Here is a 25,394-nt window from a genome sequence, read left to right as displayed (position 1 = left end):
GCGCATCGAATGATTACATCGCATGTAATTGGCGCGCGACACGGCCGCTCCTACGCTTCGGGTGTCGCGCCGCCAATCCGGCGGCGCCCCTCCCCCGGAGACATCATGTCCGCCTACCCGCTTCACACCATCGACTCGGCACCGGCCGCCTCAAAGCCCGTCCTCCAGCAGCTCCAGCAAACCTTCGGCATCGTCCCGAACATCGCGGCGGCCATGGCCGCGTCGCCGGTGCTGATCAACGGCTTCATCGGCCTGTTCGAGCGCGTGCACGCGAGCAGCCTCACCGAGCCGCAGATCCAGACGCTCCTGCTCACCAACGCGGTCACGAACGCGAGCGAATGGCCGGTCGCGTTCCATACCGCGCTGGCGCTGAAACAGGGTGTGACCCACGCCGACGTCGACGCGATCCGCCGCGGCGCCCTGCCCGGCGACGCGACCCTGGCCGCGCTGTCGGCCACCGCACGCAAGCTGATCGACACCCGCGGCCGCCTGTCCGAGGCCGACCGGCAGGCGTTCCTCGACGCCGGCTTCAGCGCCGAGCAGTTGCTGGAAGTGATCGCGGTGGTCGCCGCATCGACGATCACGAACTACGTCGGCAGCGTGACGCAGCCCGCACTCGAAGCGCCGTTCGACGCATTCGCGTGGCACGCGAACGCCGCGTGAGTCCGATATAGTCGATCGCGTCGCTCACGGAACGCCCAGGGAGGCACGATGAACGCCAGCCGCCGCGAACCGCACGCGCCGCCGCACGAACTCGGCCAGTTGCTGCGCTACTGGCGCGACGTGCGCGGCGTGAGCCAGCTCGACCTGTCGCTCGACGCGGGGATCTCGCAGCGCCAGATCAGCTTCATCGAAAGCGGGCGCAGCGTGCCGGGCCGCGACACGCTGCTGACGCTCGCGCAAACGCTCGACGTGCCGCTGCGCGAGCGCAACACGCTGCTGCTCGCGGCCGGGTATGCACCGGTGTATTCGGAAGCGCCGTGGGATGCGCAGGAGATGCAGGGCGTGATCGGCGCGCTCGAACGGGTCGTGCGCCAGCACGATCCGTTTCCGGCGATCGTGATGGATCGCCACTGGAACGTGCTGATGACCAACGACGCGGCGCCGCGCTTCTTCAGCTGCTTCATCGACATGGCCGCGCGCGACGGCCCGCGCAACCTGCTGCGCCTGATGTTCGATCCGCAGGGGATGCGGCCGTTCCTGGCCGACTGGGAGACGGTGTCGCGCAGCCTGCTGCAGCGCGTGCAGCGCGAAGCGGTCGGCCGCGTGATCGACGACGGCACCCGGCAGTTGCTCGACGACCTGCTCGCGAGCCCCGACGCGCCGCGCGACTGGAAAACGCCGCCGGCGCCGGCCGCCGCCCCGTCGCTGCCGGTCATCCCGATCGGCTTCGTGCACGAAGGCGTCGTGCTGAATTACTTCTCGCTGGTCACGACGGTCGGGACGCCGCACAGCGCCGCCGCGCAGGAACTGCGCATGGAGTGCATGTTCCCCGCCGACGACGCGACCGAAGCGCGTCACCGGCAGTTGCTCGACACGCACGCACCGGTGCGCTGAGCGGCGGGCCGGGCGGCCCGCCGGTGCAACTCATTCCGCCAGCGCGGACACCACGCCGACACGCTTCGGCACGCCGGTCACGATCGTCGCGACCGCGACGGCCAGCACAACGGCCGCGGCAACGAACACGCCGGCCGCCCCGTTCGCGTCGAACACGACGCCGCCGGCCGCCGCGCCCGTCGCGATCGCGAGCTGGATCGCCGCGACGATCAGCCCGCCCGCGCTCTCGGCTTCATCGGGCACGGTGCGCGTGACCCACGTCGACCACGCGACGGGCACGCCGCCGAATGCCATCCCCCACAACGCGACGAGCACCGCGTCGATCATCGGCGCGCGGCCGAGTGCGACGAGCGCGACGCCGAGCACGACCATCAGCGCGGGCATGCCGATCAGCATCGGCCGCAACCGGTGTTCGAGCACGCGACCGGCGAGCGAAGTGCCGACGAAGTTCGCGATGCCGTAGCCGAGCAGGATCGCCGACAGCCCGTTCACGCCGACGCCCGCGACCTGTTCGAGGAACGGCCGCAGGTACGTGAAGAACGCGAAGTGCCCGGTGAACACGAGGATCGTCGCGAACATGCCGAGGCCGACGGTCGGCCGGCGCAGCACGTCGATCAGCGTGCGCAGCCGCGTCGTGCCGCTCGGCGGCATCGACGGCAGTGTGAGGATCTGCGACACGAACGCAATGCCGCCGAGCGCGGCCGCGATCAGGAACACGTTGCGCCAGCCGATCAGGTGCCCGAAGTAACTGCCCATCGGCGCGGACGCGATCGTCGCGACCGCCACGCCGCTGAAGATGATCGACAGCGCACGCGGCACCATCGCCGTCGGCACGAGCCGCATCGCGGTAGCGGTGGCCATCGTCCAGAAGCCGCCGAGCGCGATGCCGAGCACGACGCGGCCGACCAGCAGCATTGCCAGGTTGGGCGCGAACGCGACCGCCAGGTTCGACGCGACGAGCAGCACCGAGAACACGAGCAGCACGCGCCGCCGGTCGATCGTGCGCGTCAGCGCCGAGATCAGCAGGCTCGTGACCAGCGCGACCGTCGCGGTGGCCGTGACGGCCTGCCCGGCCACGCCTTCGGTCACGCCGAGGCTGTCGGCCATCGGCGTCAGCAGGCTCGCCGGCAGGAATTCGGCCGTGACGAGCCCGAACACGCCGAGCGTCATCGCGAATACCGCGCCCCAGGCCGGTTCGCGGGGGGCCGCCGTCGAGGCGGCCGTGGAGATTCCGGGATTCATGCGTGGTTCCGTGTCGGTTAGGGAAAGTACTGATGAGGGCGTATCGTAAGGAACCACGTCAGGACGGTCTATGACATACAATCCGTTCTTGTTGATCGATCGTCCGTATCTCGCTATGTCCGAGCCCCTTCTGCCCCCTATTCCCGATGTGCACGACCTCGTCAGCGAGCTGCTGCTGGGGATGCGCCTGAGCGGCGTCCAGTACCGCCGCATCCAGGTCGCGCGGCCGTTCGGGCTGAACTTCGGCCACGTGACGGGCCGCGCGCAGTTCCATTTCGTCGGGCGCGGGCCGGTGCTGCTGCGCGACGCGTCGGGCGCCACGATGCGGCTCGAAGCCGGCGACGCGATCCTGCTGCCGCACGGCGGCATGCACGCGCTGGTGTCGGACCCCGATGCACCGTGCCGCGAGATCAACGGCTTCGAGGTCGCGAAGATCTGCGACACGGTCGCGTCGGTGGCGTCGGCCGGCGTGTCGCCCGCCAGCTGCGCGACGACCGAGCCGGGCGCCGGCGATGCGCTGATCTTCAGCGCGTGCATGGAGCTCGATCTCGGCGGCATGCAGCCGCTCGTCGGCACGATGCCGGAGTTCATGCACGTCGGCACGCTGCTCGCGCGCTACCCGGAAATCCGCCCGATGCTCGATGCGATGGAGCGCGAAGCGTGCTCGGCGCGCGCGGGTTTCGCGGGCATCCTCGCGCGGCTCGCGGATGTGGTCGCGGCGTTCATCGTGCGCGGCTGGGTCGAGTGCGGATGCGGTGATGCGACGGGCTGGGTGCAGGCGCTGCGCGAACCGAAGCTCGGCCGCGCGATCGTCGCGCTGCATCGCGACCCGGGCCGCAACTGGAGCGTGGCGGAACTCGCGACCGAAGCGGGCGTGTCGCGTTCGGTGTTCGCCGAACGCTTTCTCGCGGCCACCGGGATGACGCCGGTGCGCTACCTGACCGAGCTGCGGATGCGGCTCGCCGCGCAATGGATCACGCGCGACCACGAGACGATCGAGGCCGTCGCGTACCGGCTCGGCTACGGCTCGCTCGCCGCGTTCAGCCGCGCGTTCAAGCGCGTGGTGGGCAAGCCGCCGGGCGCCGTGCGCGCGGACGGCGAGGTGCGTGTCGAAGCGTAATGCGTGACGTGGCGCGCATCACGCTTCACGCGTGATGCCGGCCGCGGCCGCCAGGCGTCGTTCCAATGGCCTTCAGACGTGATGGCAGTGTCGCTCAGTCGCTGCGCGCTTCCAACGTGTCGATCAGCGCCGTCGCGCACTGCACGGCAAGCGCCGCGCACTGCTCCACGTCCACGACCGCACCGCTCGCCACGGTGCCTTGCACGATCCGGCCCAGCAATTCCTTCGAGAGATCGGCGATCTCGTGATCCCGTTCCGTCATGATGTCCCTCCTGCGCATCGACCGATCGCATCGATGCATTCACCTTCCCTGCCCGTTCAACGCCCTTTCGCCCGCACGACGATCTGCGCCTGCGTGTCGCGTTCGATGCGCTCGAGCGACGCGCGCAGCGCCGTGAATTCGTCCGCCGTACACACCTGACGGCCAAAGTCCGCCGTCATGCGCCGCGTGACCTGCACGACGCGCGCGGCCGCGTCGAATACGTAATGCGACGTGAAGTCGACGAAGCGGTCGTGCACGGCGGTGTCGGCCGGCAGGTCGGTCACCGCGACGTCGGCCGGCAGCGCGATCTGGCCGGTCTCGTCGAACGTGCCGCCGATGCAGCCCCATGGCTGCGTGCGCACGGGCTCGGCGAGCCAGTTCTCGACCTGCGTCGCGATGCCGCCCGTCAGGCTCGACAGCGCGGGCAACGCGGTCGTGCCGTCGGGCCACACGAAATGATCGAGCGTGCCCGACATCGTCACGTCGAACGGCCCGTCGGTCACGCGCCGGTCGCTGGTCGACAGCTGCGCTCGACCGCGCAAGCCGCTTTGCCGCAGCCGGTTGTTCGCGAGTTGCGCGATGGCATCCGGCGTCGCGCGGCGAAACAGGTTGCGTTCGAGTTCGGCCGTCCAGCCGTCGTCCTCGATGTACGCATGAAAACGCGTGGCGCCCGGCCCGGCCGCATCGATCTCCACCCGTGCGACGCGGCCGCGCGGCTGCGTGGCCGGCGTGCGCGACAGCACGCCCGTGTCGACGAGCAACGCGGGACGGTCCATCACGATCGGCGGCAGATAGCCGAATGCGATGCCGGCCGTCGTCGTGTCCGCAAAAAGCGCGAGATCGGGCAGCCACGTGATCGCGTGATTGATCGCACCACCGCCGTAACCGGGCACCGCCGGCAGCGTGTAGACGGACCCGAGATTGAGCAGCACCGGCTCGCTGCGGATGCCGACCGCCGCGAGCAGCGCGCCGAACAGCGCGACATGATCCTTGCAGTCGCCGTAGCGGTTGCGCAGGATGTCCGTCACGCGATGCGGCGCGGCGGCCGTTTCACCGAGAAACAACCCGACGTAGCGGATGTTCGCCTGCACCCAGTCGTACAGGATGCGCGCCTGGTCGTGCGGATCGGCGACACCCGCGGTGAGCGTGCGCGCCAGTTGCGCGACGGCCGGATCGTCCGCGCCCGGATCGACCGCCGCGTTGCGATAGCGCGCGGCGAACGCTGCATAGTCGGGCAGCGTCGACACGACGAGCCGGTCGCCGTAGGTCGCGTAGCCGACCGCGCCGCTTTCGATGCGGTCGTACGGGCCGTGCCGATAGTCGAATTCATAGCGCGTGCGGCCGTTCGCGGTGACCGGCGGCAGCGCGACGTAGCCGCGCGCATCTGAATACAGCGGCATGTCGGCCGGCACGTCGAAGATCAGCCGCTGGCGGTCGACCGGCTCGCGCGACGGCTCCACCGTATAGCCGAAGTAGCCGCGATTGACCGGCTTCGTGCGGGTCTTGCGGAACGCCACGCGCGTGCTCGACCCGGCTTCGACGCCGGGAAACACGACGGTGCGCAGCAGCCCGTCCTGGAACGTCGGCGCGCCGGCCGAGCGCGGCTCCTGCACGTCGCGAATGCCGTCCGCGCCGACCGGATGCGCGACCCCGTCGCGATCGATCGTCTCGGCCGCGAGCAGGTCCACCTTCTCGATATTCCTGTCGAACCACACGTAGCGCTGCGCGATGGCATCGATACCGTTTGCATCGTTCGCGCGCAGCGTCGAATCGTCGTGCTCGTCGAGCGCGCCGTCGTGCTGGATCACGAATTCGTGGACATCGCTGACGACCGTGACGGGCGCGCCGCCGCCCGTGTCGATCGTGTTGCCGTGGTCGCGCACATCGGCCATGGCCGCACCGGGGCCGAGCGCGATGGCGCAGGCGAGTAGCCGGCCGGTCCATCGGATAGGAAAAAGCACCACGTCGAAGCTCTCCGCGCGTTCGTTGCCGGGCGCCAGGGCCGCGCGCCGGCGCGAATGGTTCGATCCGCGTGACGCGCACATGACAACACACGCCGCGTGCCCGTCGTGCGAACCAGTGTGGGTGACGTGCCGGCGAGCGTCAAGCCGCGCCGCGGCGAGCCGGCTGCGCGATGCGGCGAGCTCGCCGGGCGTGCAGCGCAGGCTTCGCCACGCCGATGTGCCGCCGCCGTGCCTCGTGCCCTGAGCCAGAGCGCCTTTTTTGCATCACGTCGCAACCTATCATTCATTCAGATCATCCCTGCATGCAACGTCGACGGAACGACGCTCTGCCGGACACGACGTACCGGCATGGGGAAGGAGGCATCATGGCGATCATCAATAGCGACTTCGAAATGGGTTACCTCGTGATCGCGTTCACGCTACTGGGCCTGATCCTGTTCGGCGCACTGCTGACGGCGCTGCATCTACGGTGGCATCCGAGACTGATCGGCGCCGCGATCGGTGCGTTGCTCGGCATCGCGCTGATCGAAGCGATACCGATGCTGACGTGAGTACGGCCCGGCGCCCCTTCGTCCGGTCACGCGCCGCGCGGGGACGGAACGGCCGGCGCCTGCCGCAGAGGCCGTCGTGGCTTCGCCGCACCAGAAATCGGGCCGGCGGCATGCGCGATGCGCGCCTGCACACCCCACATCACGCTATCGGGTGCGGCGCAGGGCCGAAACATGATCCGCATCGTCATCGCGCCTGGTCGTCACCTGGCGGGGAACACGACGTGCACCGCTACCCGACGTTCATCGGCAGCAGCACCATCTGCTTGCCCTCGACGTGCAGGCGCGCCTGCAGCTCGACGGGCGTCTGGTTGTGCAGCCAGGCCGTGAGGAAATTCACGCGCCGGAAGATCAGCTTGCTCGCGAAGCACACGGCGTTCGGGTATTCGTCGAGCGTCGACGAAGCCAGGTTCATGAACTCGACGACGGGGTTCGTGCCGAACGCGATCCGGTAGTCGGCCGCGATGCCGTGGCGGCGGCAGTGCGCGACATAGTAGTCGAGCGCTTCGGTGATCGTGTGGCGCAGCCGCTCGAGGTGTTCGTGACCGTCGTACGCCTTCGCGTCGACTTCGCCGACCGCGAGGAAGATCACGTTGCGGAAATGCCCGGGAAACAGCCGGTTGACCCACAGCAGCGCGTGCATGCTCGCGCCGCGATGCTTGCCGACCAGCAGCACGGCCGTCGGTTGCGACGGGTCGGGCTTGCCCGGCGCGGTGGCCTCGTCGACTTCGGGCGGCTTGCCCGAGAACAGCGCGTCTTCCTTCGCGAGCTGCGCGCGCGTATAGGCGTAGTGGCGGTTGATCATGAAGCACAGCGCGATCACCGCGCTCGTCACGAGCACCGTGAGCCAGCCGCCGGCCGTGAACTTCTCGATCAGCGTGATGACGAGCACGGTCGCCGTCACGCTCAGCCCGAGCGCCGACAGGAAGAAGTGCTTGAACCAGCCCTGCTGGCTGCGATGGCGCCACCAGTACGTGCACAGCCCGAGCAGCGACAGGCTGAACGTCAGGAACACGTTGATGCTGTACAGCACGACGAGCACGTCGACGTTGCCGTGCGTCCACAAGAGGATCAGCAGGCTCGACAGCCCGACGACGATGATGCCGTTCTGCCGCACGAGGCGCCCCGACAGGTCGCGGAAATGGCGCGGCACCCACGAATCCGATGCCATGTTCGACAGCACGGCCGGGCCGTCGAGAAAGCCCGTCTGCGCGCCGACCAGCAGCAGCCCGGCCTCGAACGCGAGCACGGCCGCGAGCAACGCGTGGCGCGCGAAGGCCGAGCCGAGCCCGAGATGGTCGATCACGCTGCCGAACACGACCGCGTTGAGCGTCTGGCCGTCGACAGGCTTCGCGTGCCACAGCATGTACAGCAGGATGATGCCGCCGGCCGTGAACGCGAGCGACGTCGACATGTACCACATCGTCACCTTGCCGTTCGGCACGCGCGGATCGGCGAGCATGTTCACGTTGTTCGACACGGCCTCGAGGCCCGTATAAGTCCCGCCGCCGAGCGAGAACGCGCGCATCAGCAGCGCGAGCAGCACGAACAGGCCGAGCGATTGCGACATGCCGTGCGCTTCGTGCACGGCGTCGGGCACCACCATCGCGAGGCTGCTGCCATGCACGGCGACGCCGTACACGATCAGCCCGAAGTGCAGGATCACGAAGCCGATGAAGATCGGCAGCAGCACCATGATCGATTCGCGCATCCCGCGGAAGTTGAGCCCCGTCATCATCAGGATCAGCACGATCTCGGTCGTGAGCTTGAACGCCTGCGCGCTGACCGGCAGCAGGCTGAAGAACGCGTCGACCCCGCTCGCGAGCGACGTCGCGACGGTCAGCACGTAGTCGACCAGCAGCGCCGCGCCGGATACCAGCCCCGGCTTCGACCCGAGCAGCGACGTCGCGACGCGGTAGCCGCCGCCGCCGGTCGGGAACAGCTCGATCACCTGGTTGTAGCCGAGCGCGATGATGAACACGGTCGCCGCCGTCGCGAGTGCGAGGAACAGCGCGAGCGCATGATGCTGGCCAAGCGCGAGAAACGCCTCCTCCGGCCCGTAGCACGACGACGACAGCCCGTCGGCGCCGAGCCCGACCCAGGCCAGCAGCGGCGTGACGGCGATCGCATGCCGCGTACGCGGATCGAGTGGGTCGAGCGGCTTTCCGACGAGCAACTGCCACACTTTCTGGAACGTGGTCATGGTCCCCTCCCGGCACGCCTGGCGCCACGCGCGGCGTGATCCTTTAAAGCTAATCGACGCACGGGCGCGGCGCCAGTCCGCATCTTCCATAGGGGCCGCACGGCGGCCCCGCAGCGCTTTCAGCATGTAAGCGGACAACGCCGGCGGCCACGCGCCGGATCGGCCGTTTACACGCATTCGCGCAACGCGGCGAACCTGCACGGCCCTCCCTTTCCGGCCGCCTTTACATGCCTGCCGGCCCCGTCCGGCGCACCGGCCGACGCGCCGCCCACCTTCGCCCGATAGCGGCCGGCCGTACTCGCCGCCCCCTTCCCCGCCCATACCGATGCGACCGGCACCCGCGTCCCGGTCGTGCGTGGTTCCTCGCAATTCGACTTTTGTGCGCGCGCAACAATGGCGATGCCTCGCGCCCGGCGCCCTGCGGGACACTCGCCTCCCGCTCGGCACCGGGCGCGACGGTCTTCGAAAACCACATCTCACGAGGACATACCATGCAACTCCAATCCCATCCCGCGTGCCGCCCGTTTTATGAAGCCGGCGAACTCACGCAACTGACTGCCTTTTATGAAGAGGGACGTAATGTCATGTGGATGATGCTGCGATCGGAGCCGCGGCCGTGCTTCAACCAGCAACTCGTTACCGACATCATCCATCTCGCGCGCGTCGCACGCGATTCGGGCCTGCCGTTCGACTTCTGGGTGACAGGCTCGCTCGTCCCCGAGCTGTTCAACGTCGGCGGCGACCTGAGCTTTTTCGTCGACGCGATCCGCAGCGGCAAGCGTGACCTGCTGATGGCCTATGCGCGCTCGTGCATCGACGGCGTGTACGAGATCTACACGGGCTTCGGCACCGGCTCGATCTCGATCGCGATGGTCGAGGGCAGCGCGCTCGGCGGTGGCTTCGAGGCCGCGCTCGCGCATCACTACGTGCTCGCGCAGAAGGGCGTGAAGCTCGGGTTTCCCGAGATCGCGTTCAACCTGTTCCCGGGCATGGGCGGCTATTCGCTCGTCGCGCGCAAGGCCGATCGGGGCATTGCGGAGCAACTGATCTCGACCGGTGAAGCGCACGCCGCCGAGTGGTACGAGGATCGCGGGCTCGTCGATCAGACGTTCGACGCGGGCGACGCGTATCTCGCGACGCGCACCTTCATCGACGTGACCAAGCCGAAGCTGAACGGCGTGCGCGCGATGCTGCGCGCACGCGAGCGGGTGTTCCAGCTGACGCGCTCCGAGCTGATGGACATCACGGAAGCCTGGGTGCATGCGGCGTTCACGATCGAGCCGAAGGACCTCGCGTACATGGAACGCCTCGTGATGCTGCAGAACCGGCGCGTGTCGAAGCTGCGCACGGTGTAATGCGACGGGCGCCGCCGCTCGCCGGCGGCGCCTGTTCGTGAACGAAGCTCAGGCGATCAGCCTGAGCTTCCTCGTCTCCGCGAGCCACGCCTCGAACGCCTGGGCCGGCATCGGGCGGGCGTAGTAGTAGCCCTGCGCATGATCGACGTCGAGCTGCTTGAGGAATTCGGCTTCCGCATGCGTTTCGACGCCCTCGGCGACCACCGCGAAATTCAGCGCCTTCGCGAGCGACACGACCGAGCGCACCAGCGCCTGCGAGCGCGGATTGCGGTCGATGCCCGTGATGAAGCTGCGGTCGAGCTTGATCGCGTCGAGCGGCAGGCGCGACAACTGCGACAGCGACGAATAGCCGGTGCCGAAATCGTCGAGATGGATCTCCGCGCCGAGCTGGCGGAACTGTCGCATCAGCCCGTTGGCCGCATCCTCGTCCTCGATGAAGCAGCTCTCGGTCAGCTCGATGTCGAGCAGGCCGGGCTTGAGGCCCGCGGCGTCGAGGATCGACGCCAGCTGGTGCACGATGTTCATGTCCTGCAACTGCCGCGCGGACACGTTCACCGCGATCCGGATGCCGAGCCCCTTCGCCTTCCAGGCGGCGGCCTGCGCGGCCGCGGTTCGCATCACCCAGCGCCCGAGCGGCGCGATCAGGCCCGACTCCTCCGCGAAGCGGATGAACTCGACCGGCGCGACGAGCCCGCGATCGGGCGACTGCCAGCGGATCAGCGCCTCGACGCCGTGCACGTCGCCGGTCGCGATATCGACGACCGGCTGGTAGTGCAGCACGAACTGCTCCTCTTCGAGCGCCTTGCGCAGGTTCGTGTCGAGCCACATGTACTTCGCGACCTTCTGGTTCATCTCCAGCGAGAACACGCGATACGTATGCTTGCCCTCTTCCTTCGCGACGTACATCGCGGTATCCGCGCTGCGGATCAGCGTCTCGAGCGAGTCGCCGTGCTGCGGATGCATCGCGATGCCGATCGAGCAGCTCGTGTAGACCTCCATCAGCCCCAGATGAATCGGCGTGCGCAGCCGTTCGAGAATGATCTGCGCGGTCGCTTCGAGCAGCGGCCGCGTGCCGTGCTCGAACAGCACGAGGAATTCGTCGCCGCCGAGCCGCGCGAGCGTCGCGCCGGACGGCAGGCAGCCGCTGATGATCGCCGACACGTCCTGCAGCAGCCGGTCGCCGGTGATGTGCCCGTAGTGATCGTTGACGCGCTTGAAGTTGTCGAGATCGAGGAACAGGATGCCGACCTGCCCGCGCGTCGCGGCGGTCTCGGCGGCAATCGCCGCGTGGATGCGCTCGCTGATCGCATGGCGATTCGGCAGGCCGGTCAGCACGTCGGTGTTCGCGAGCTCGATGAGCCGCTGCTGCGCGCTGCGCTCCTCGGTGATGTCGATGCCCGAGCAGATCAGGAACTGCTCCTCGACGCCGCTGCCGCTCTGCACGAACTTGTTGCGGAACTGGAACAGGCGCGGCCCGTTGACCGTGTTGATGTAGCGCTCGACCGCGAACGAATGGTTGCTCGCGAAAAATCCCGTGATGTTGCTGCGCGACTGCGCGCCCTGCTCGGGGGTCATGAACAGCTCGAACGCGCTGCGGCCGATCACGTCGACCTCGCGCTTGCCCGTCACTTCCTCGCACAGACGGTTGAAGCGCTGCACCATCCCGTTGCGGTCGAGGATCACCACGAGCGAATTCACTTCGGACACGACCTGCTCGGCGAATGCGAGCCCGTGCGCGAGATCGCCCGCGACGGACTCGGCATCGGAATAGGCGGACGCCGTGCCGGCCCAGTTGGTCGTGTCGACCTTCCGGCCGACGAGATGGAGCTTGACCGGTTCGCCGAACAGCGCGATGTCGAGCACCAGGTGCGACGTGACGCCGGTCAGCGCGCGGATGCACGCGGCCTGTTCGACCGTCAGCGCGACGGCAACGTTGGTCAGGCCGCGGACGGCCGCCAGTTCGAGTGCGTTGCTGTCGCTGCCGAGACGCCAGCAGGGGCTGCGCGTACCGACGTGCGCCTCGAGCACCGCGCTATCGTTTTCGTCATCCATGGAGACGCCCCGATCCAGAAAAAACGCACAGTTTAGACGGAGGCGAGCCGGCCGGCCGCCCTGCCGGGTCGCGCGTCATGCGCGCCCGGCAAGGCGGCCGTGAGTGCCGTGCTGATGGGCCTCGTCCCGTACTTGTTTCCCGCTAATGCGACCCGGCGTTCGCGCGTCATGCGCGCAGGTGCTGCCTAACGAATGATGAGAGCCATCTTATCAAATGACGATCAGGATTGGCACTCACATTTAGAGCAGAGTGTCAAGGAATTGGGACTCGATTGGCAAGCCGGATTTTTCATGATTGGCAGCCGGCTCAATTGGGGTGGCGGCGCTGCGAAGCGGGTTCGGCGGGTTGGCTGAGCGCCCCGCCAGTCGGGCGTTTGCGGCTGATTCCAGCATTCGGGGAGCGCGCGCTGACGCGACCGCGAGGACAGGGTCGGATCGCCCTCCGGCGACCCGACCTTCCGTCGAATTTGATTCCTTTCGTGCGTTAATGCGCAGCTTTATTCCACAGTCCGTTGCAATGCCGGCCGAGCGCCGGCGCGACGCGCCGGCACCGGCTGCCCGGCTCAGCCCGCGGCGCCGTATCCGCCGCCGCCCGGGGTTTCGACGACGAATACATCACCCGGCGCCATCTGCGCGCGGCCGATATGGTCGAGCGCCTCGACCGTGCCGTCCGCGCGCTCGATCGTGTTGCGGCCGAGCGCGCCGGCCTCCCCGCCCGCCGCGCCGAACGGCGCGTGGATCCGGTTGTTCGACAGGATCGACGCGGTCATCGGCTCCAGGAAGCGGATCCGCCGCACCGCGCCGTCGCCGCCGCGCCAGCGCCCGGCGCCGCCTGACCCGGCGCGGATCCGGTGCGAGTCGAGCCGCACCGGGTAGCGCCATTCGAGCACCTCCGGATCGGTGAGCCGCGAGTTGGTCATGTGCGTCTGCACCGCGCCGACGCCCGCGAACCCGTCGCCGGCGCCACTGCCGCCCGCAATCGTCTCGTAGTACTGGTAGCGATCGTTGCCGAATGTGAAGTTGTTCATCGTTCCCTGGCTCGACGCGACGCAGCCGAGCGCGCCGTACAGCGCGTTGGTGATCGCCGACGACGTCTCGACGTTGCCCGACACGACCGCCGCCGGATACTCGGGGTTCAGCATCGAGCGCGCGGGCACGATCACCGTGAGCGGCTTCAGGCAGCCGGCATTCAGCGGGATGTCGTCGCCGACCAGCGTGCGGAACACGTACAGCACGGCGGCCATGCACACGGCCTTCGGCGCGTTGAAGTTGTTGTCGAGCTGCGCGGACGTGCCCTTGAAGTCGATTTCCGCGCGCCGCGCCGCCCGGTCGACGCGGATCGCGACGCGAATCTCCGCACCGTTGTCGAGCGGGTAGCGGTACGCGCCGTCCTGCAGCGCGCCGATCACGCGCCGCACGGCTTCTTCCGCGTTGTCCTGCACGTGCCCCATGAACGCGAGCACGACGTCGCGGCCGAACTGCGCGACCATCCGGCGCAATTCGTCGACGCCCTTCTGGTTCGCGGCGACCTGCGCGCGCAGGTCGGCCATGTTCTGCTCGACGTTGCGCGCCGGGTAGCGGCCCGATGCGAGCAGCGCGCGGGTTTGCGCATCGCGCAGCGTGCCGGCCGACACGAGCTGCCAGTTGTCGATCAGCACGCCCTCCTCGTCGATGTGGGTCGAATCGGGCGGCATCGAGCCCGGCGTCGTGCCGCCGATGTCCGCGTGGTGGCCGCGCGAGCCGACGTAGAACAGCGGCGCGTCCGAGCCGTCCGCGAACACCGGCGTGATGACCGTCACGTCCGGCAGGTGGGTGCCGCCGTGATACGGGTCGTTCAGCATGAACACGTCGCCGTCGCGCATGCGGCCGCGGTTGCGCTCGATCACCGTGCGGATGCTCTCGCCCATCGAGCCGAGGTGCACGGGCATGTGCGGCGCGTTCGCGATCAGGTTGCCGTCGCCGTCGAAGATCGCGCACGAGAAGTCGAGGCGCTCCTTGATGTTCACCGAGTACGCGGTGTTCTGCAGCCGCAGCCCCATCTGCTCGGCGATCGACATGAACAGGTTGTTGAAGATTTCGAGCCGCACCGGGTCGGCGTCGGTGCCGAGCGAGCGGCGCGTCGGCAGCGGCGTCGTGCGCGTCAGCACGAGGTTGCCCTGCGCGGTCATCTGCGCGCGCCAGCCGGGCTCGACGACGGTCGTGCCGTTCTGCTCCGCGACGATCGCCGGGCCGTCGATCGCGTCGCCGGCCCGCAGCGTGTCGCGCACGTAGAGCGCCGCGTCGTGCCATTGGCCGCCGGAATGGAAGCGCACCGCGGAATGGGCGCGCAGTGCGGCATCGTCGCCGTTGCCCGCGTGGCGCGGCGCGAGCGGGGCGATCTCCACCGGCGCGTCGGAGCGGCCGATCGCCTCGACCGACGCGAGCTCGGCGACGAGCGGCGTGCCGGGCATCAGGAACGCGTAGCGCTGCCGGTACGCGGCCTCGAACGCGTGCTGCATCTCGGCGACGCTGCCGGCCGGCACGTCGAGCGCCGAATCGGTGCCCTGGTAGCGCAGGTGCACGCGCCGCTCGGTCGCGATCCGCTCCGGCGGCACGCCCTGTTCGAGCAGCGCGCCGACGGCCTCGTCGGCCAGCCGGTCGAGCGCGGCATTCAGCGCCGGCAATGAATCGTCGGACAACACCGCCTCGACCGCGCGCTCGCGCATCGCGGTCTGGTCGGCGAGGCCCATCCCGTATGCGGACAGCACGCCCGCCAGCGGATGCGCGAACACCTGCGTCATGCCGAGCGCATCGGCGACGCCGCACGCGTGCTGGCCGCCCGCGCCGCCGAACGTCGTCAGCACGTAGCGCGACACGTCGTGGCCGCGCTGCACGGAAATCTTCTTGATCGCGTTCGCCATGCTGCCGATCGCGATTTCCAGGAAACCTTCGGCGAGCGCCTCGGGCGTCTCGCGCCGCCCGGTCGCTGCGTGGATCTCGTCGGCGAGCGCGGCGAACTTCGCGACCACGCCGTCGCGGTCGAGCGGTTCGTCCGCATGCGGGCCGAACACGCGCGGGAAATGCTCGGGCTGGATCTTGCCGAGCATCACGTTGCAGTCGGTCACCGTCAACGGGCCGCCGCGCCGGTACGCGGCCGGCCCCGGGTTCGCGCCGGCCGACTCGGGCCCGACGCGCAGCCGTGCGCCGTCGAAGCCGAGCACCGAGCCGCCGCCCGCGGCCACCGTGTGGATGCTCATCATCGGCGCGCGCATCCGCACGCCGGCCACCTGCGTCTCGAACACGCGCTCGAACTCGCCGTGATAGTGCGACACGTCGGTCGACGTGCCGCCCATGTCGAAGCCGATCACGCGCTCGAAGCCGGCTGCCTGCGCGGCGCGCACCATCCCGACGATGCCGCCGGCCGGGCCCGACAGGATCGCGTCCTTGCCCTGGAACGCGTCGGCGCGCGTCAGCCCGCCGCTGCTCTGCATGAACTGCAGGTTCACGCCCGGCATCTCGTGCGCGACCTGCTCGACGTAGCGGCGCAGGATCGGCGACAGGTAGGCGTCGACCACCGTCGTATCGCCGCGCGACACCATCTTCATCAGCGGCGACACCTCGTGCGACACCGACACCTGCGTGAAGCCGATGCGGCGCGCCAGGTCCGCCAGCGCGCGTTCGTGCGCGGTGTAGCGATAGCCGTGGATCAGCACGATCGCGAGCGCGCGCACGCCCGAGTCGAACACGCGGCGCAGCGACGCCTCGGCGCCCCGCGCATCGAACGGCACGACGACGTCGCCGTGCGCGCCGATACGCTCGTCGATCTCGACGACGGTCTCGTACAGCGCATCCGGCAGCACGATGTCGAGATCGAACAGGCGCGGCCGGTTCTGGTACGCGATGCGCAGCACGTCGCGAAAGCCGCGCGTCGTCGCGAGCGCGGTGCGTTCGCCCTTGCGTTCGAGCAGCGCGTTGGTCGCCACCGTCGTGCCCATCTTCACCATGTCGACGCGCTCGGGCGTGATCGGCTCGCCGGCCGCGAGGCCGAGCAGGTGGCGAATCCCGGCCACGGCCGCATCGCGGTACTGCTCGGGGTTCTCGGACAGCAGCTTGTGCGTGACGAGCGTGCCGTCGGGCCGGCGCGCGACGATGTCGGTGAAGGTGCCGCCGCGGTCGATCCAGAATTGCCAGCGTGCGGCGTCGGACGGAACGGAGGAAAGGTGTCGGTCAGTCATGATGTAGGGTCGATGCGTCGTGGAATCGAGGGATGAGCGCCGCCGCACGGCGCGCGTCGCACGCCGTGTCGCGGGGTCGGTCAAGGGGGAAGAAAAACGACGGGCCGGCCGCCCGTGCCGCTTACGCGGCGTCGAGTTCGCGGCCGCGGGTCTCGGGCAGCGTCAGCGCGGCGACGATCACCACGCCGTACGCGGCCACCGCGAAGAGGCCGATGCTCGTGCCGAGCCCGTATTGCTTGGACAGCGCGCCGATCAGGAACGGGAACAGCGCACCGATCGCGCGGCCCACGTTGTAGCAGAAGCCCTGGCCGGAACCGCGCACGCGGGTCGGGAACAGTTCGGTGAGGAACGCGCCCATCCCCGAGAAGATCCCCGATGCGAAGAAGCCGAGCGGGAAGCCGAGCCACAGCATCGACGCGTTGGTCAGGTTCAGCGACGTGTACGCGAACGCGATCACCATCGAGCCGACCGCGAACAGGATGAAGTTCGGCTTGCGGCCCAGGCGGTCGGTCAGGTACGCGCTCGTCAGGTAGCCGACCCACGAGCCGAAGATGATCATCGCGAGATAGCCGCCGGTACCCATCACCGTGAGATGACGCTCCGTCTTCAGGAAGGTCGGCAGCCACGTCGTGATCGCGTAGTAGCCGCCCTGCGCGCCGGTGGTCAGCAGCGCCGCGCGCAGCGTCGTCGTGATCAGCTTCGGCGCGAAGATCTCGGTGAGGCGCGGCGCATCGGCCACTTTCGCCTGCGCGGCCTTCTCCTTCTCGTAGACGTCCGGCTCCTTCACGTAGCGACGGATCGCGACGACCAGCAGCGCGGGCGCGAGGCCGACGAGGAACAGCGCGCGCCACGCCTGCTCGGCCGGCAGCACCGAGAACAGCAGCGCATACAGCAGCGCGCACAGCCCCCAGCCGATCGCCCAGCCCGACTGCACGAGGCCGACCGCCTTGCCGCGGTCGCGCGCGCGGATCACTTCGCCGATCAGCACCGCACCCGCGGTCCATTCGCCGCCGAAACCGAAACCCATCAGCGCACGCGCCGCGAGCAGCTGGTGGTAGTTCTGCGCGAGCCCGCACAGCGCGGTGAACACGGCGAACCACAGCACGGTGAGCTGCAGCGTGCGCACGCGGCCGATCCGGTCGGACAGGATGCCGGCGATCCAGCCGCCGGCCGCCGACGCGAGCAGCGTGATCGTGCCGATGAAGCCCGCGTCGGCGAGCGAGATGCCCCAGGTCGCGACGAGCGTCGGGATCACGAACGACAGCATCTGCGTGTCCATCCCGTCGAGCATGTAGCCGACCTTGCAGCTCCAGAACGCGCGGCGCTCGCGCGGCTGCGCGTCCCCGTACCACGAGAACAGGCCGTTACGCTCGGGGCTCGCGGGCTCCGCGGCGTGCGCCGCGAGGGTCTTGCTTTCCATGGTGGTACTCCTGTCGTTATGCGCCGTCGAATGATTGTCGCGCGTGCGGCGTGCCGTGCGGGTCGGGTTGTCGTCGTCCTGGCTCAGAACACGGCCAGCGACGCGTTCGTGATGTCGGTCATCAGCATGTGGCCGGGCGTATGCGCGATCGCGATCGGCAGCTTCGCGTCCATCAGCGCGGTTTGCGGCGTCACGCCGCACGCCCAGAACACCGGAAGCTCGCCGTCGCGGATCGTCACCGCGTCGCCGAATTCGGGGGCGTTCAGGTCGGCGATGCCCAGCTCGCGCGGATCGCCGAGATGGATCGGCGCGCCGTGCACGCCCGGAAACCGGCTCGTGATCTGCACCGCGCGAATCGCGTCGGCGCCGCGCATCGGCCGCATCGACACGACGAGCTGGCCGCCGAAGATCCCCGCGCGGCGATTCGGAATCGACGTGCGGTACATCGGCACGTTGCGCCCCTCCTCCACATGGCGCAGGCCGATGCCTTCGCGCGCCAGCATGTCCTCGAACGAGAACGAGCAGCCGATCGCGAACACGACGAAATCGTCGCGCCACAGTGCCTCCAGCGATTCGACGCGCTCGGTCAGGCGGCCGTCGCGGTAGACGTTGTAGCTCGGCACGTCGGTGCGGATGTCGAGATCCTCGCCGAGCACGTCGACCCGGAACGCGCCCGGTTCGCCGACGCCCAGCAGCGGGCAGGCTTTCGGGTTCGCCTGGCAAAAGCGCAGGAAATCGTGCGCGAACGCGTCGGGCAGGATCGCGAGGTTCGCTTGCGCGTACGGGCCGCAGTGGCCGGCGGTCGGGCCGCGGAACGCGCCGTGGCGCACGGACTGGCGGAATTCGGAAGGGGTCATGAGGTTCTGTCGCAGATCGGTGTGTCGTCGGGATGACGGTGCCGTGTCATCGGATACAGCGAAGAGTAGAAAAGAAAAAATTTTGTCGCCAACGAGTTTTTTTGCGCTTCGTGTATAGAATTTCTTAACGGATCTCGGGGTTTTCCCCGGCTCCGTTCACTTTTCCTCACCGGCAAAGTGCGCGCTCACCCTCCGTCCGACCGCCATGAACACGCGTTTTCTCGAAACCTTCGTCACGCTCGCGAAGCTGCGCAACTTCCGCACGACGGCCGCCGCGCTGCACGCGACGCCGGCCGCGATCTCGCAGCGCCTGAAGGCGCTCGAGGACGAACTGCAGACGGTACTCGTCGACCGCGACAGCCGCGAATTCCGGCTCACGCCGAACGGCGAATACCTGCTCGGCTATGCGAAGGCCGTGGTCGAGGCGACGCAGGAGCTGCAGGCCGCGGCCTCCGGCGAGCGCGCGCTGCGCGGCAAGCTGCGGCTCGGCGTGATCGAGACCGTCGTGCACAGCTGGCTGCCGCACTACATGCGGCGGCTGGCGGCCGACTATCCGCAGCTCGAGATCGACCTGACCGTCGACGTCAGCGTCGTGCTGCAGCGCCGGCTGATGGCCGGCGAGCTCGACCTGATCATCCGCGTGGAAGGCAGCGACGAGGCGTCGGTCGTGTGCGATGCGCTCGCGAACTACCCGGTGCGCTGGATCGCGCGCGCGGGGCTGCTGCCGACCACGCGCACGGGGCTCGCCAGGCAGGTGCTGCGGCAGCCGATTCTCACCTACGGGCGTGGTACGGCGCCGCATCGCGCGCTGGAGGATATCGTCCGCACGCTCGCGCATGCGCACGGCGTGCCGTTGTCGGACACGCGTATCACCGGGTCGCCGTCGATCTCGGTGATCGTGCAGCTCGTGCGCGACGGGTTTGGCGTGGCGGCGATTCCGGTGCTGTTCGTCGATGCGTTGATCGAAAGTGGTGAAGTCGTGGAGTTGCCGCTGCAGCCGTCGCCGCCGTCGATCGTCGTGTCGATGTCGCGGCGGGCCGATGCGCCGCGGTTCGTGCATGGCGCGTCGATTGCCGCGCGGGCGGCTTGTCACGAGTATTGCGAGAAGAGCAAGCGGTTGCTGGTTGAGGCGCTTTGATGCGGTGCAAGCCGGTGAATGGCCGGGCCGGGTATCCGGCACGCATTCGACATCGCGCGAATCACCCACACTCGCCTGCGACGCGTGCGCCCCATGCGTCGTGCATGCCGGGCATCGATCACCGCAAGGTCATCGACGCGCAGGCATCAGACAAGAATGCGATGTTTCCGATCTGGCGGCGTGCGGCTCGGGCTGAGCCGAAAGACAGCGAAACGCAACGCGCCGGCTGAATCCGTACCACGACAAAGTCGAAGGGCACGGCCACACCAACGCGCGGCCGTGCCCGAGTCACCCGGCATCAATCAGCCCGGGGCTCTGCTACTTCAGTGCGACCGCCCCGCCTCCGTCCCCGGCGCGAACTCGATCCCCCGCAGCACTTCCGCAAACTTCGCAGTCCGCAGCACCGCGAATTGCTCATGCGCGGCCGTCGCCGCGCTCGTGTTCTTCAACACGTCACGCACCGCCACCAGCCGGTTCGGATCCGCACCGACGTCGCCGTTGCCGCTGACGGTCGACGTAATCGCCCAGATCGTCACCGTGCCGTCGCGTTCGACGCGGCCCGTCAGGTTGCGCAGGCCGGCCGTCGCCGGCGCCCACGGCAGGCCCGTCGCCGAATTGTTGCCCGCCGGATAGCCGGCGACCGAATACGGCTGGCCGAGGTTCAACCCGTTCTGCAGCGTGTACGCGAGCTTCCACTGCTTCGTACCTGCGTCGTAGACCCACTTCTGCAGGCCCGCCGTCTTCTGCGCCGCGGCATGCGTGTACAGGTCCGCGCCGCCCGTGTAGCCGTCGCCCTCGTCCGCGACATACAGCGTGTTCGCGTCGGCGAACCAGATCCCGAACGGATAGGCGAGCGTCGTCGCGGTCTTGTTCGGCGTGCTCGGGAAGCCGGCCAGCACGCACATGTTGTTCGGCAGGCCCGCCGTCTGCAGCGTGGCGGCGTTGTACGCGAGCGGCGCCGTCGGCAGCACGGCCTTCGGCGACGGCACGCCGACGCCCGACGGGCACGCGGTGCCGGCCGTATCGACGAAGTACACCGTATTCACGCCGTTGCCGCCGCTGCCCTTCGTGTAGTACAGGACGTTGTCGTGCACCGCGATGCCGCGGAAGTTGTCGTCCTTGCCGATCTTGTCGGCCTTCGCGCCGAGTTCCGTGACCGAAAAGCTCGCGAGCGGCGTCGGCACGCCCGGATCCTGCTGCGCTTCGTGATGCTTCGCCCCGTCGATGAGCTGCGCGCCCGCGCCGAGGATCACGTTGTCCGGCTGCGGGTTCGCGCCGTTGCCGGCGTTGCCCGACGTGTAGTAGATCTCGCGGCCGTCGCGATCGTTCAGGATCGCCGCGCGGCCGTTGTTGCCGCTGTATGCGTTCGTCTCGGTGAAGCGGACATGCCCGTGGCGATCGATGCGCGCGATCGCGCGATAGAAGTTCTGCCCGTCCGGGTTGGTCGTATCGACCGCGAGCGGCGTGTTCGAGTTCGACACGTCGATCGCATTGACCGGCGCGACGTAGCCCATGAACGTCAGATAGCGGCCGTCGAGCGACAGGTGCAGGCCGAGTTCCGACTTCGAGCTGAAGCTCGTCACCAGCTGGTCGTGCGCGAAGCCTTTCTGCAGGCTGTTCGGCACTTCGAGCGTGCTGACGACACCGCCGGCCGGCGTGATCTGGTCGAGGAAGATACGCGACGTGATGCCGAAGCTGCCGTCGTAGCGGTCGTTGTTCCACACGGTCGGATAGGTGCCGTCGTTCGGCGCGCCGGATGCCGCGCCGCATCCGCCGGTGGTCTTCGCGCAGTTCGGCGGCAGGATCGCGCCGGGCTGGACGTTGGCCGACACGTTGTCGTACACGCTGCGGCTGACGACCAGGAAGCCCGGCACGAAACCCGGCTCGAAACGGCTGTCGCCGTCGTTGTCGTGCGGGGCAGCGTGTGCGCCGATGCTCGCGGCAATCAGCGTCAGTGCGAAGACGGGAACGGTGCGATCGCGCAGCGCACGGCGGCGCTTCGCGGACAAGGCGAGATTCGGCATGGACAAGGCTCCGTACGACATCGAGTGAGGACGTTGTGGGTGGACAGACTGACGACGTGAAGCCCCGCCACCTTAGCCATGCTTGATGAAGAATTGATTGCACGCGATCCCGCGGAAACCCGCGTGAAAACACGGGCTGCCGCGCACGGCACCTTGTTATTGATCCGTAATGCGAAAGAAATGAATCAGACAGCAATTCGGGCGCACTGCCCCGCATGCGGCTGCGCGAGCTTGCCGTCGCCATACTCGCGCAACACTTTCGAAATCACGACGCGATAGCCGTCCAGCCAGCGCGCCTGTTTCGTCTTCGCCTCGAGATGCGCCGGGTGCTGCATCAACTGCTGCAGCGCCGCCTCCGACTCCCAGTAATAGACGTTCTGGATCAGCCCCAATGCGGCGTTCTCCCACGTCTCCTCGCCCAGATAGCCGGGCGTTGTGCGCGCCATGTCGGCGATCTGCCGGTCGAGCCGGTGGAATTCGTCGTCGTATTGCCCGGCACGGAAAATGAAGGTCGACGCGTACATGCCCGCTCCATCGAAAGCGATTAAAGAGCGCCGATTGTAAGGCACGTGCGGCTGGCCGCTGTCGTCACGCGGCGAGCGTATCGAGGTCGGGCCGGTCGGCGAGCCACGCGTCGATGCGCGGTGCGTCCTCACGGATGCCGGCCGTGGGCGCCGGCATCGCGGCCAGGGCGTGCCGTGCCCGTTCAAGCGCCTGCGCGAAACCGCGCAACTCGCGCGTCGCGGGCCGGTCGTCGGCGTGCCGGCGCGCGAGTGCTGCTTCGATGTTCAATCCGATCAACGCGAGTTGCGCGTCGATAAACGCGAGGCAGCGTGTACGGCAATGGGCTGATATCGAGGCGACGGCCAGCAGCACCGGCACGATCGACACGGTCAGATAGCCGCCGGGCGCAAGCCGCGACAGGGCATGCCGCACGTCCTGCCCGCCATCGGTCAACGATGCGAACACGGCATCCCGCCACACCGCGCGCTCGAACACGAGCGCATCGCGATACGCGTCGAGCGCCGCGCGGTCCGCGACCTCTCCGGCCGTCACCAGCGGAATCGGGAATGACGATTCAACGGACGATTGCGCGCTCGCCGTTTCGACGATGCAGTTCGCGCCGAGCCATCCCGCATCGTCGCGCCGCGCGGCCAGCACGCGCGACTGCAAGCGATCCGGCAGCATCGGATCGAGCGGCACCGCACGGCAGATCGACGGCTTGTCCGCATGCACGCTGCAGCGCCCGTCGTCGGCCAGGGCCGCGCAACGACCGAGCGACGGATAGTCGTAGCCTTGCAACGTCAGCGCGATCCAGTCGCTCCCCGCGCCACCGCTGCGATGAAACAACCGCGCCGACAGCGCATCGGAAGCCGCGACGTCGTCCGCATCGAGCGCGTGCTCGCGGCCGCCCGCACGCCAGCGCTCGCCGGTTCGCCGCGTCGGCACGCGGCGGATCGTCAGCGCACCGACGAAGCGATGCCCGTGCCGGAACAGTTCGCGCAACGACAGCGTCGGTGCGCTGTTGCAGCAGCGTCCGCATGCGTTGCACGCGAGCAGCCAGGTGTCTACCACGGCCGTCGCACCGAATCCTGGTAACGCGTGAGGATGAAGCGCGCGACGTCGTCCGAGTGATACGCGGCGACGAGCTGCGTGACCCACGGCTTCGCGCGATCGGCCTCGCGCACCGTCAGCACGTTCGCATACGGCGAGCGCGCATCCTCGATGCTGATGCTGTCGCGTGCGGGTTGCAGCCCGGCATGCGCGGCATCGTCGCTGTCGATCGCGACGAACGCGGCCGAATCGAGCGCGGCATAAAGGCGATCGCGGCGCAGCGCGACGAGCTTCAGCCCGAGCCGGTTTCCGGTCACGTCGCGCAGCGTCGCATGAAGGCCGGCCCGCTCGCGCAGCGTCACCAGCGTGTCGTTCTGCAGCAGCACGAGCGCGCGCGCCATCCCGCGCGGATCGGCGGGAATCGCGACCGTCGCCCCGGGCTGCAGTTCGTTCAGGTTCTTCAGCTTGCGCGAATAGAGCGCCATCGGCAGCGTGACGGTCGGCGCGATTTCGGTCAGCGCGTAGCGTTTCTGCGCGCGCGTCGCGGCAAGCTGTTGTGCATCCTCGAAGCTGGCTGCGTCGATCCGGCCGTCGGCCAGCGCCGCGTCGATGCGCGATGCATCGTCGAATTCGACGACGTCGATGCCGAATCCTCGCGATGCGGCGACCCGCTTCACTTCGTCGAGGATCTGCGCATGTACGCCGCGCGTCACGCCGACGCGCACCGCCGGTGCGGCCGATTCGGCGGCCCAGATCAAACCCGAATGAACGATTGCACACGCCGCCATCAGCCACGCGCCCACGCAAACCATGACGCGCTTCATGACGCATCCCTCAGAATCGTGCGAAATCCGATATGCGACGCGCCGAGATCGGCTTCCTGCTGTTCGCGCGACGACGCGCGATAGCGCACGCAGTAGTCGCGCGAGCACAGGAACGAGCCGCCCTTGATGACCATCGGCGTGTCGTGCTTCCGCGTCGGCGGCGCGACGGCCGCCGTGTCGCCGTTCGTATGCGACTGGTGCGGGCCCGTGTATGCGTCCTTGGTCCATTCCCATGCATTGCCGATCATGTCGTAGAGCCGGAACCCGTTCGCCGCGTAGCAGCCGACGGGCGCGAGCCCCGCATGGCCGTCCTCGGCCGTGTCGAGCACCGGGAACACGCCCTGCCAGTAGTTCGCGGCCGGCTTGCCCTGCGCGTCGCGCGGCGCCGCGTCGAGCGCTGCGTCGTCGCGGCCGGCCTTGCCCGCGTATTCCCACTCGGCTTCGGTCGGCAGGTCGCGGCCGAGCCAGCGCGCATACGCGAGCGCATCGCGCTGCGTGACGAGCGTGACGGGCAGGTTGCCGAGCCCGTCGATGCCGCTGCCCGGCCCGTGCGGATGACGCCACGACGCGCCCTTCACCCACGACCACCAGGCAAGATCGCGCGCGTTCATCTCGTCGCGCGTCGGCACATGGAACACGGCCGCCCCCTCCTGCTGCTCGGCCTCGGTCACGTAGCCGGTCGCCTGCACGAACGCGGCGAACTGCGCGATCGTCACGTCGGTCTGGTCGATCCAGAACCCGCCGACACGCGTGCGGCCGTCGCCCGCCGGGCGCTCGTCCGCATAGCCGCGCGTGCTGCCGAACACGAACGCGCCGCCGCGCAGGTGCACCATCCCGGCTTTCGGGTCGTCGCGCCATCCGGCCGGCAGCCCCGAATAACGCGCGCACTGTCGCTCCGAACCGAGCGGCGCGAGCGCGCGGCCGCGATTCGCGTCGTCGAAGGCGCCGCCCGCCGGCGCGACGGGATTCGCATAGCCGGCCGCGAATGCCGCTGCGAACAGCGTGCCGGCCAGCGCCGCGCCGATCGTCCAGAACCGGAACCGCATCGTGTCGCTCCCGG

At 68.7% G+C, this 25,394-nt stretch carries 20 protein-coding genes; 7 read left to right on the top strand and 13 right to left on the bottom strand.

Features of this window, described 5'->3' with window-relative positions:
* Positions 1-105: 105 nt before the first annotated feature.
* A complete protein-coding gene (locus tag LGM89_RS06955; RefSeq protein WP_226272673.1) occupies positions 106-663 on the top strand; it encodes a carboxymuconolactone decarboxylase family protein in 558 nt (185 codons plus the stop codon).
* Positions 664-711: 48 nt separating this feature from the next.
* Positions 712-1,557 (top strand): helix-turn-helix domain-containing protein, encoded by an 846-nt coding sequence (locus LGM89_RS06950; RefSeq protein WP_226272672.1) that lies wholly within the window; start codon positions 712-714, stop codon positions 1,555-1,557.
* A gap of 30 nt (positions 1,558-1,587) precedes the next feature.
* Here LGM89_RS06950 and LGM89_RS06945 read toward each other — a convergent pair whose 3' ends face one another.
* Positions 1,588-2,799 carry an MFS transporter gene (locus LGM89_RS06945; protein ID WP_226272671.1) on the bottom strand — a complete coding sequence of 404 codons (1,212 nt, stop codon included), beginning with the start codon at positions 2,797-2,799 and terminating at the stop codon, positions 1,588-1,590.
* Between the two features lie 70 nt (positions 2,800-2,869).
* On the opposite strand from LGM89_RS06945, the gene LGM89_RS06940 reads away from it, so the two are divergent.
* On the top strand, positions 2,870-3,919 hold the full coding sequence (locus LGM89_RS06940; protein WP_089497675.1) for an AraC family transcriptional regulator: 1,050 nt from the start codon (positions 2,870-2,872) through the stop codon (positions 3,917-3,919).
* A 94-nt stretch (positions 3,920-4,013) separates the two neighbouring features.
* On the opposite strand, the gene LGM89_RS06935 is transcribed toward LGM89_RS06940, so the two are convergent.
* Both LGM89_RS06935 and LGM89_RS06930 read right to left on the bottom strand, forming a co-directional pair.
* Positions 4,014-4,181, bottom strand: coding sequence for a hypothetical protein (locus LGM89_RS06935; protein WP_226272670.1), 168 nt, complete (start codon positions 4,179-4,181; stop codon positions 4,014-4,016).
* 56 nt (positions 4,182-4,237) lie between these two features.
* Entirely contained in the window at positions 4,238-6,145 is a 1,908-nt protein-coding gene (locus tag LGM89_RS06930) for a DUF3857 domain-containing transglutaminase family protein (protein WP_226272669.1), read from the bottom strand.
* 365 nt (positions 6,146-6,510) lie between these two features.
* Here LGM89_RS06930 and LGM89_RS06925 point away from each other — a divergent pair, with 365 nt between their 5' ends.
* Complete coding sequence (locus LGM89_RS06925; protein ID WP_089474198.1) at positions 6,511-6,696, top strand: hypothetical protein; 186 nt, start codon at positions 6,511-6,513, stop codon at positions 6,694-6,696.
* Positions 6,697-6,925: 229 nt separating this feature from the next.
* On the opposite strand, the gene LGM89_RS06920 is transcribed toward LGM89_RS06925, so the two are convergent.
* Positions 6,926-8,896 carry an APC family permease gene (locus LGM89_RS06920; protein WP_089497676.1) on the bottom strand — a complete coding sequence of 657 codons (1,971 nt, stop codon included), beginning with the start codon at positions 8,894-8,896 and terminating at the stop codon, positions 6,926-6,928.
* A 491-nt stretch (positions 8,897-9,387) separates the two neighbouring features.
* Here LGM89_RS06920 and LGM89_RS06915 point away from each other — a divergent pair, with 491 nt between their 5' ends.
* The gene (locus LGM89_RS06915) at positions 9,388-10,251 is read left to right on the top strand and encodes a crotonase/enoyl-CoA hydratase family protein (RefSeq protein WP_089497677.1); all 864 of its coding nucleotides are present in this window, start codon (positions 9,388-9,390) and stop codon (positions 10,249-10,251) included.
* A 48-nt stretch (positions 10,252-10,299) separates the two neighbouring features.
* On the opposite strand, the gene pdeR is transcribed toward LGM89_RS06915, so the two are convergent.
* The 4 genes from pdeR to LGM89_RS06895 all read right to left on the bottom strand — a co-directional run bounded on the left by pdeR (position 10,300) and on the right by LGM89_RS06895 (position 18,794).
* The gene (gene pdeR, locus LGM89_RS06910) at positions 10,300-12,303 is read right to left on the bottom strand and encodes a cyclic di-GMP phosphodiesterase (RefSeq protein WP_089497678.1); all 2,004 of its coding nucleotides are present in this window, start codon (positions 12,301-12,303) and stop codon (positions 10,300-10,302) included.
* A 563-nt stretch (positions 12,304-12,866) separates the two neighbouring features.
* Entirely contained in the window at positions 12,867-16,517 is a 3,651-nt protein-coding gene (locus tag LGM89_RS06905; protein WP_226272668.1) for a hydantoinase B/oxoprolinase family protein, read from the bottom strand.
* 121 nt (positions 16,518-16,638) lie between these two features.
* On the bottom strand, positions 16,639-17,937 hold the full coding sequence (locus tag LGM89_RS06900) for an MFS transporter (protein ID WP_089497680.1): 1,299 nt from the start codon (positions 17,935-17,937) through the stop codon (positions 16,639-16,641).
* An 83-nt stretch (positions 17,938-18,020) separates the two neighbouring features.
* Positions 18,021-18,794 (bottom strand): putative hydro-lyase, encoded by a 774-nt coding sequence (locus LGM89_RS06895; RefSeq protein ID WP_089497681.1) that lies wholly within the window; start codon positions 18,792-18,794, stop codon positions 18,021-18,023.
* A gap of 205 nt (positions 18,795-18,999) precedes the next feature.
* On the opposite strand from LGM89_RS06895, the gene LGM89_RS06890 reads away from it, so the two are divergent.
* Together LGM89_RS06890 and LGM89_RS37130 are read left to right on the top strand one after the other, a co-directional pair.
* Complete coding sequence (locus LGM89_RS06890; RefSeq protein ID WP_226272667.1) at positions 19,000-19,932, top strand: LysR family transcriptional regulator; 933 nt, start codon at positions 19,000-19,002, stop codon at positions 19,930-19,932.
* Between the two features lie 104 nt (positions 19,933-20,036).
* The gene (locus LGM89_RS37130) at positions 20,037-20,162 is read left to right on the top strand and encodes a hypothetical protein (protein WP_256990131.1); all 126 of its coding nucleotides are present in this window, start codon (positions 20,037-20,039) and stop codon (positions 20,160-20,162) included.
* 93 nt (positions 20,163-20,255) lie between these two features.
* Here the strand turns inward: LGM89_RS37130 and LGM89_RS06885 are convergent, their stop codons facing one another.
* The 5 genes from LGM89_RS06885 to LGM89_RS06865 all read right to left on the bottom strand — a co-directional run bounded on the left by LGM89_RS06885 (position 20,256) and on the right by LGM89_RS06865 (position 25,380).
* The gene (locus tag LGM89_RS06885) at positions 20,256-21,956 is read right to left on the bottom strand and encodes a hypothetical protein (protein WP_226272666.1); all 1,701 of its coding nucleotides are present in this window, start codon (positions 21,954-21,956) and stop codon (positions 20,256-20,258) included.
* Between the two features lie 185 nt (positions 21,957-22,141).
* Positions 22,142-22,480, bottom strand: a complete 339-nt coding sequence (locus LGM89_RS06880; RefSeq protein WP_226272665.1) for an antibiotic biosynthesis monooxygenase family protein — start codon at positions 22,478-22,480, stop codon at positions 22,142-22,144.
* 64 nt (positions 22,481-22,544) lie between these two features.
* Positions 22,545-23,531, bottom strand: coding sequence for a YkgJ family cysteine cluster protein (locus tag LGM89_RS06875; protein ID WP_226272664.1), 987 nt, complete (start codon positions 23,529-23,531; stop codon positions 22,545-22,547).
* On the bottom strand, positions 23,525-24,334 hold the full coding sequence (locus LGM89_RS06870) for a MetQ/NlpA family lipoprotein (RefSeq protein WP_226272663.1): 810 nt from the start codon (positions 24,332-24,334) through the stop codon (positions 23,525-23,527). Before LGM89_RS06870 ends, LGM89_RS06875 begins: the two co-directional genes overlap by 7 nt.
* The gene (locus LGM89_RS06865) at positions 24,331-25,380 is read right to left on the bottom strand and encodes a formylglycine-generating enzyme family protein (RefSeq protein ID WP_089497686.1); all 1,050 of its coding nucleotides are present in this window, start codon (positions 25,378-25,380) and stop codon (positions 24,331-24,333) included. The genes LGM89_RS06870 and LGM89_RS06865 overlap by 4 nt, the downstream gene beginning before the upstream one ends.
* Positions 25,381-25,394 lie beyond the last annotated feature (14 nt).

Origin of the sequence: Burkholderia sp. AU31624 (assembly GCF_020420065.1) — a bacterium.
GTDB lineage: Bacteria > Pseudomonadota > Gammaproteobacteria > Burkholderiales > Burkholderiaceae > Burkholderia.
This window is presented reverse-complemented; position numbering and strand designations above follow the sequence as displayed.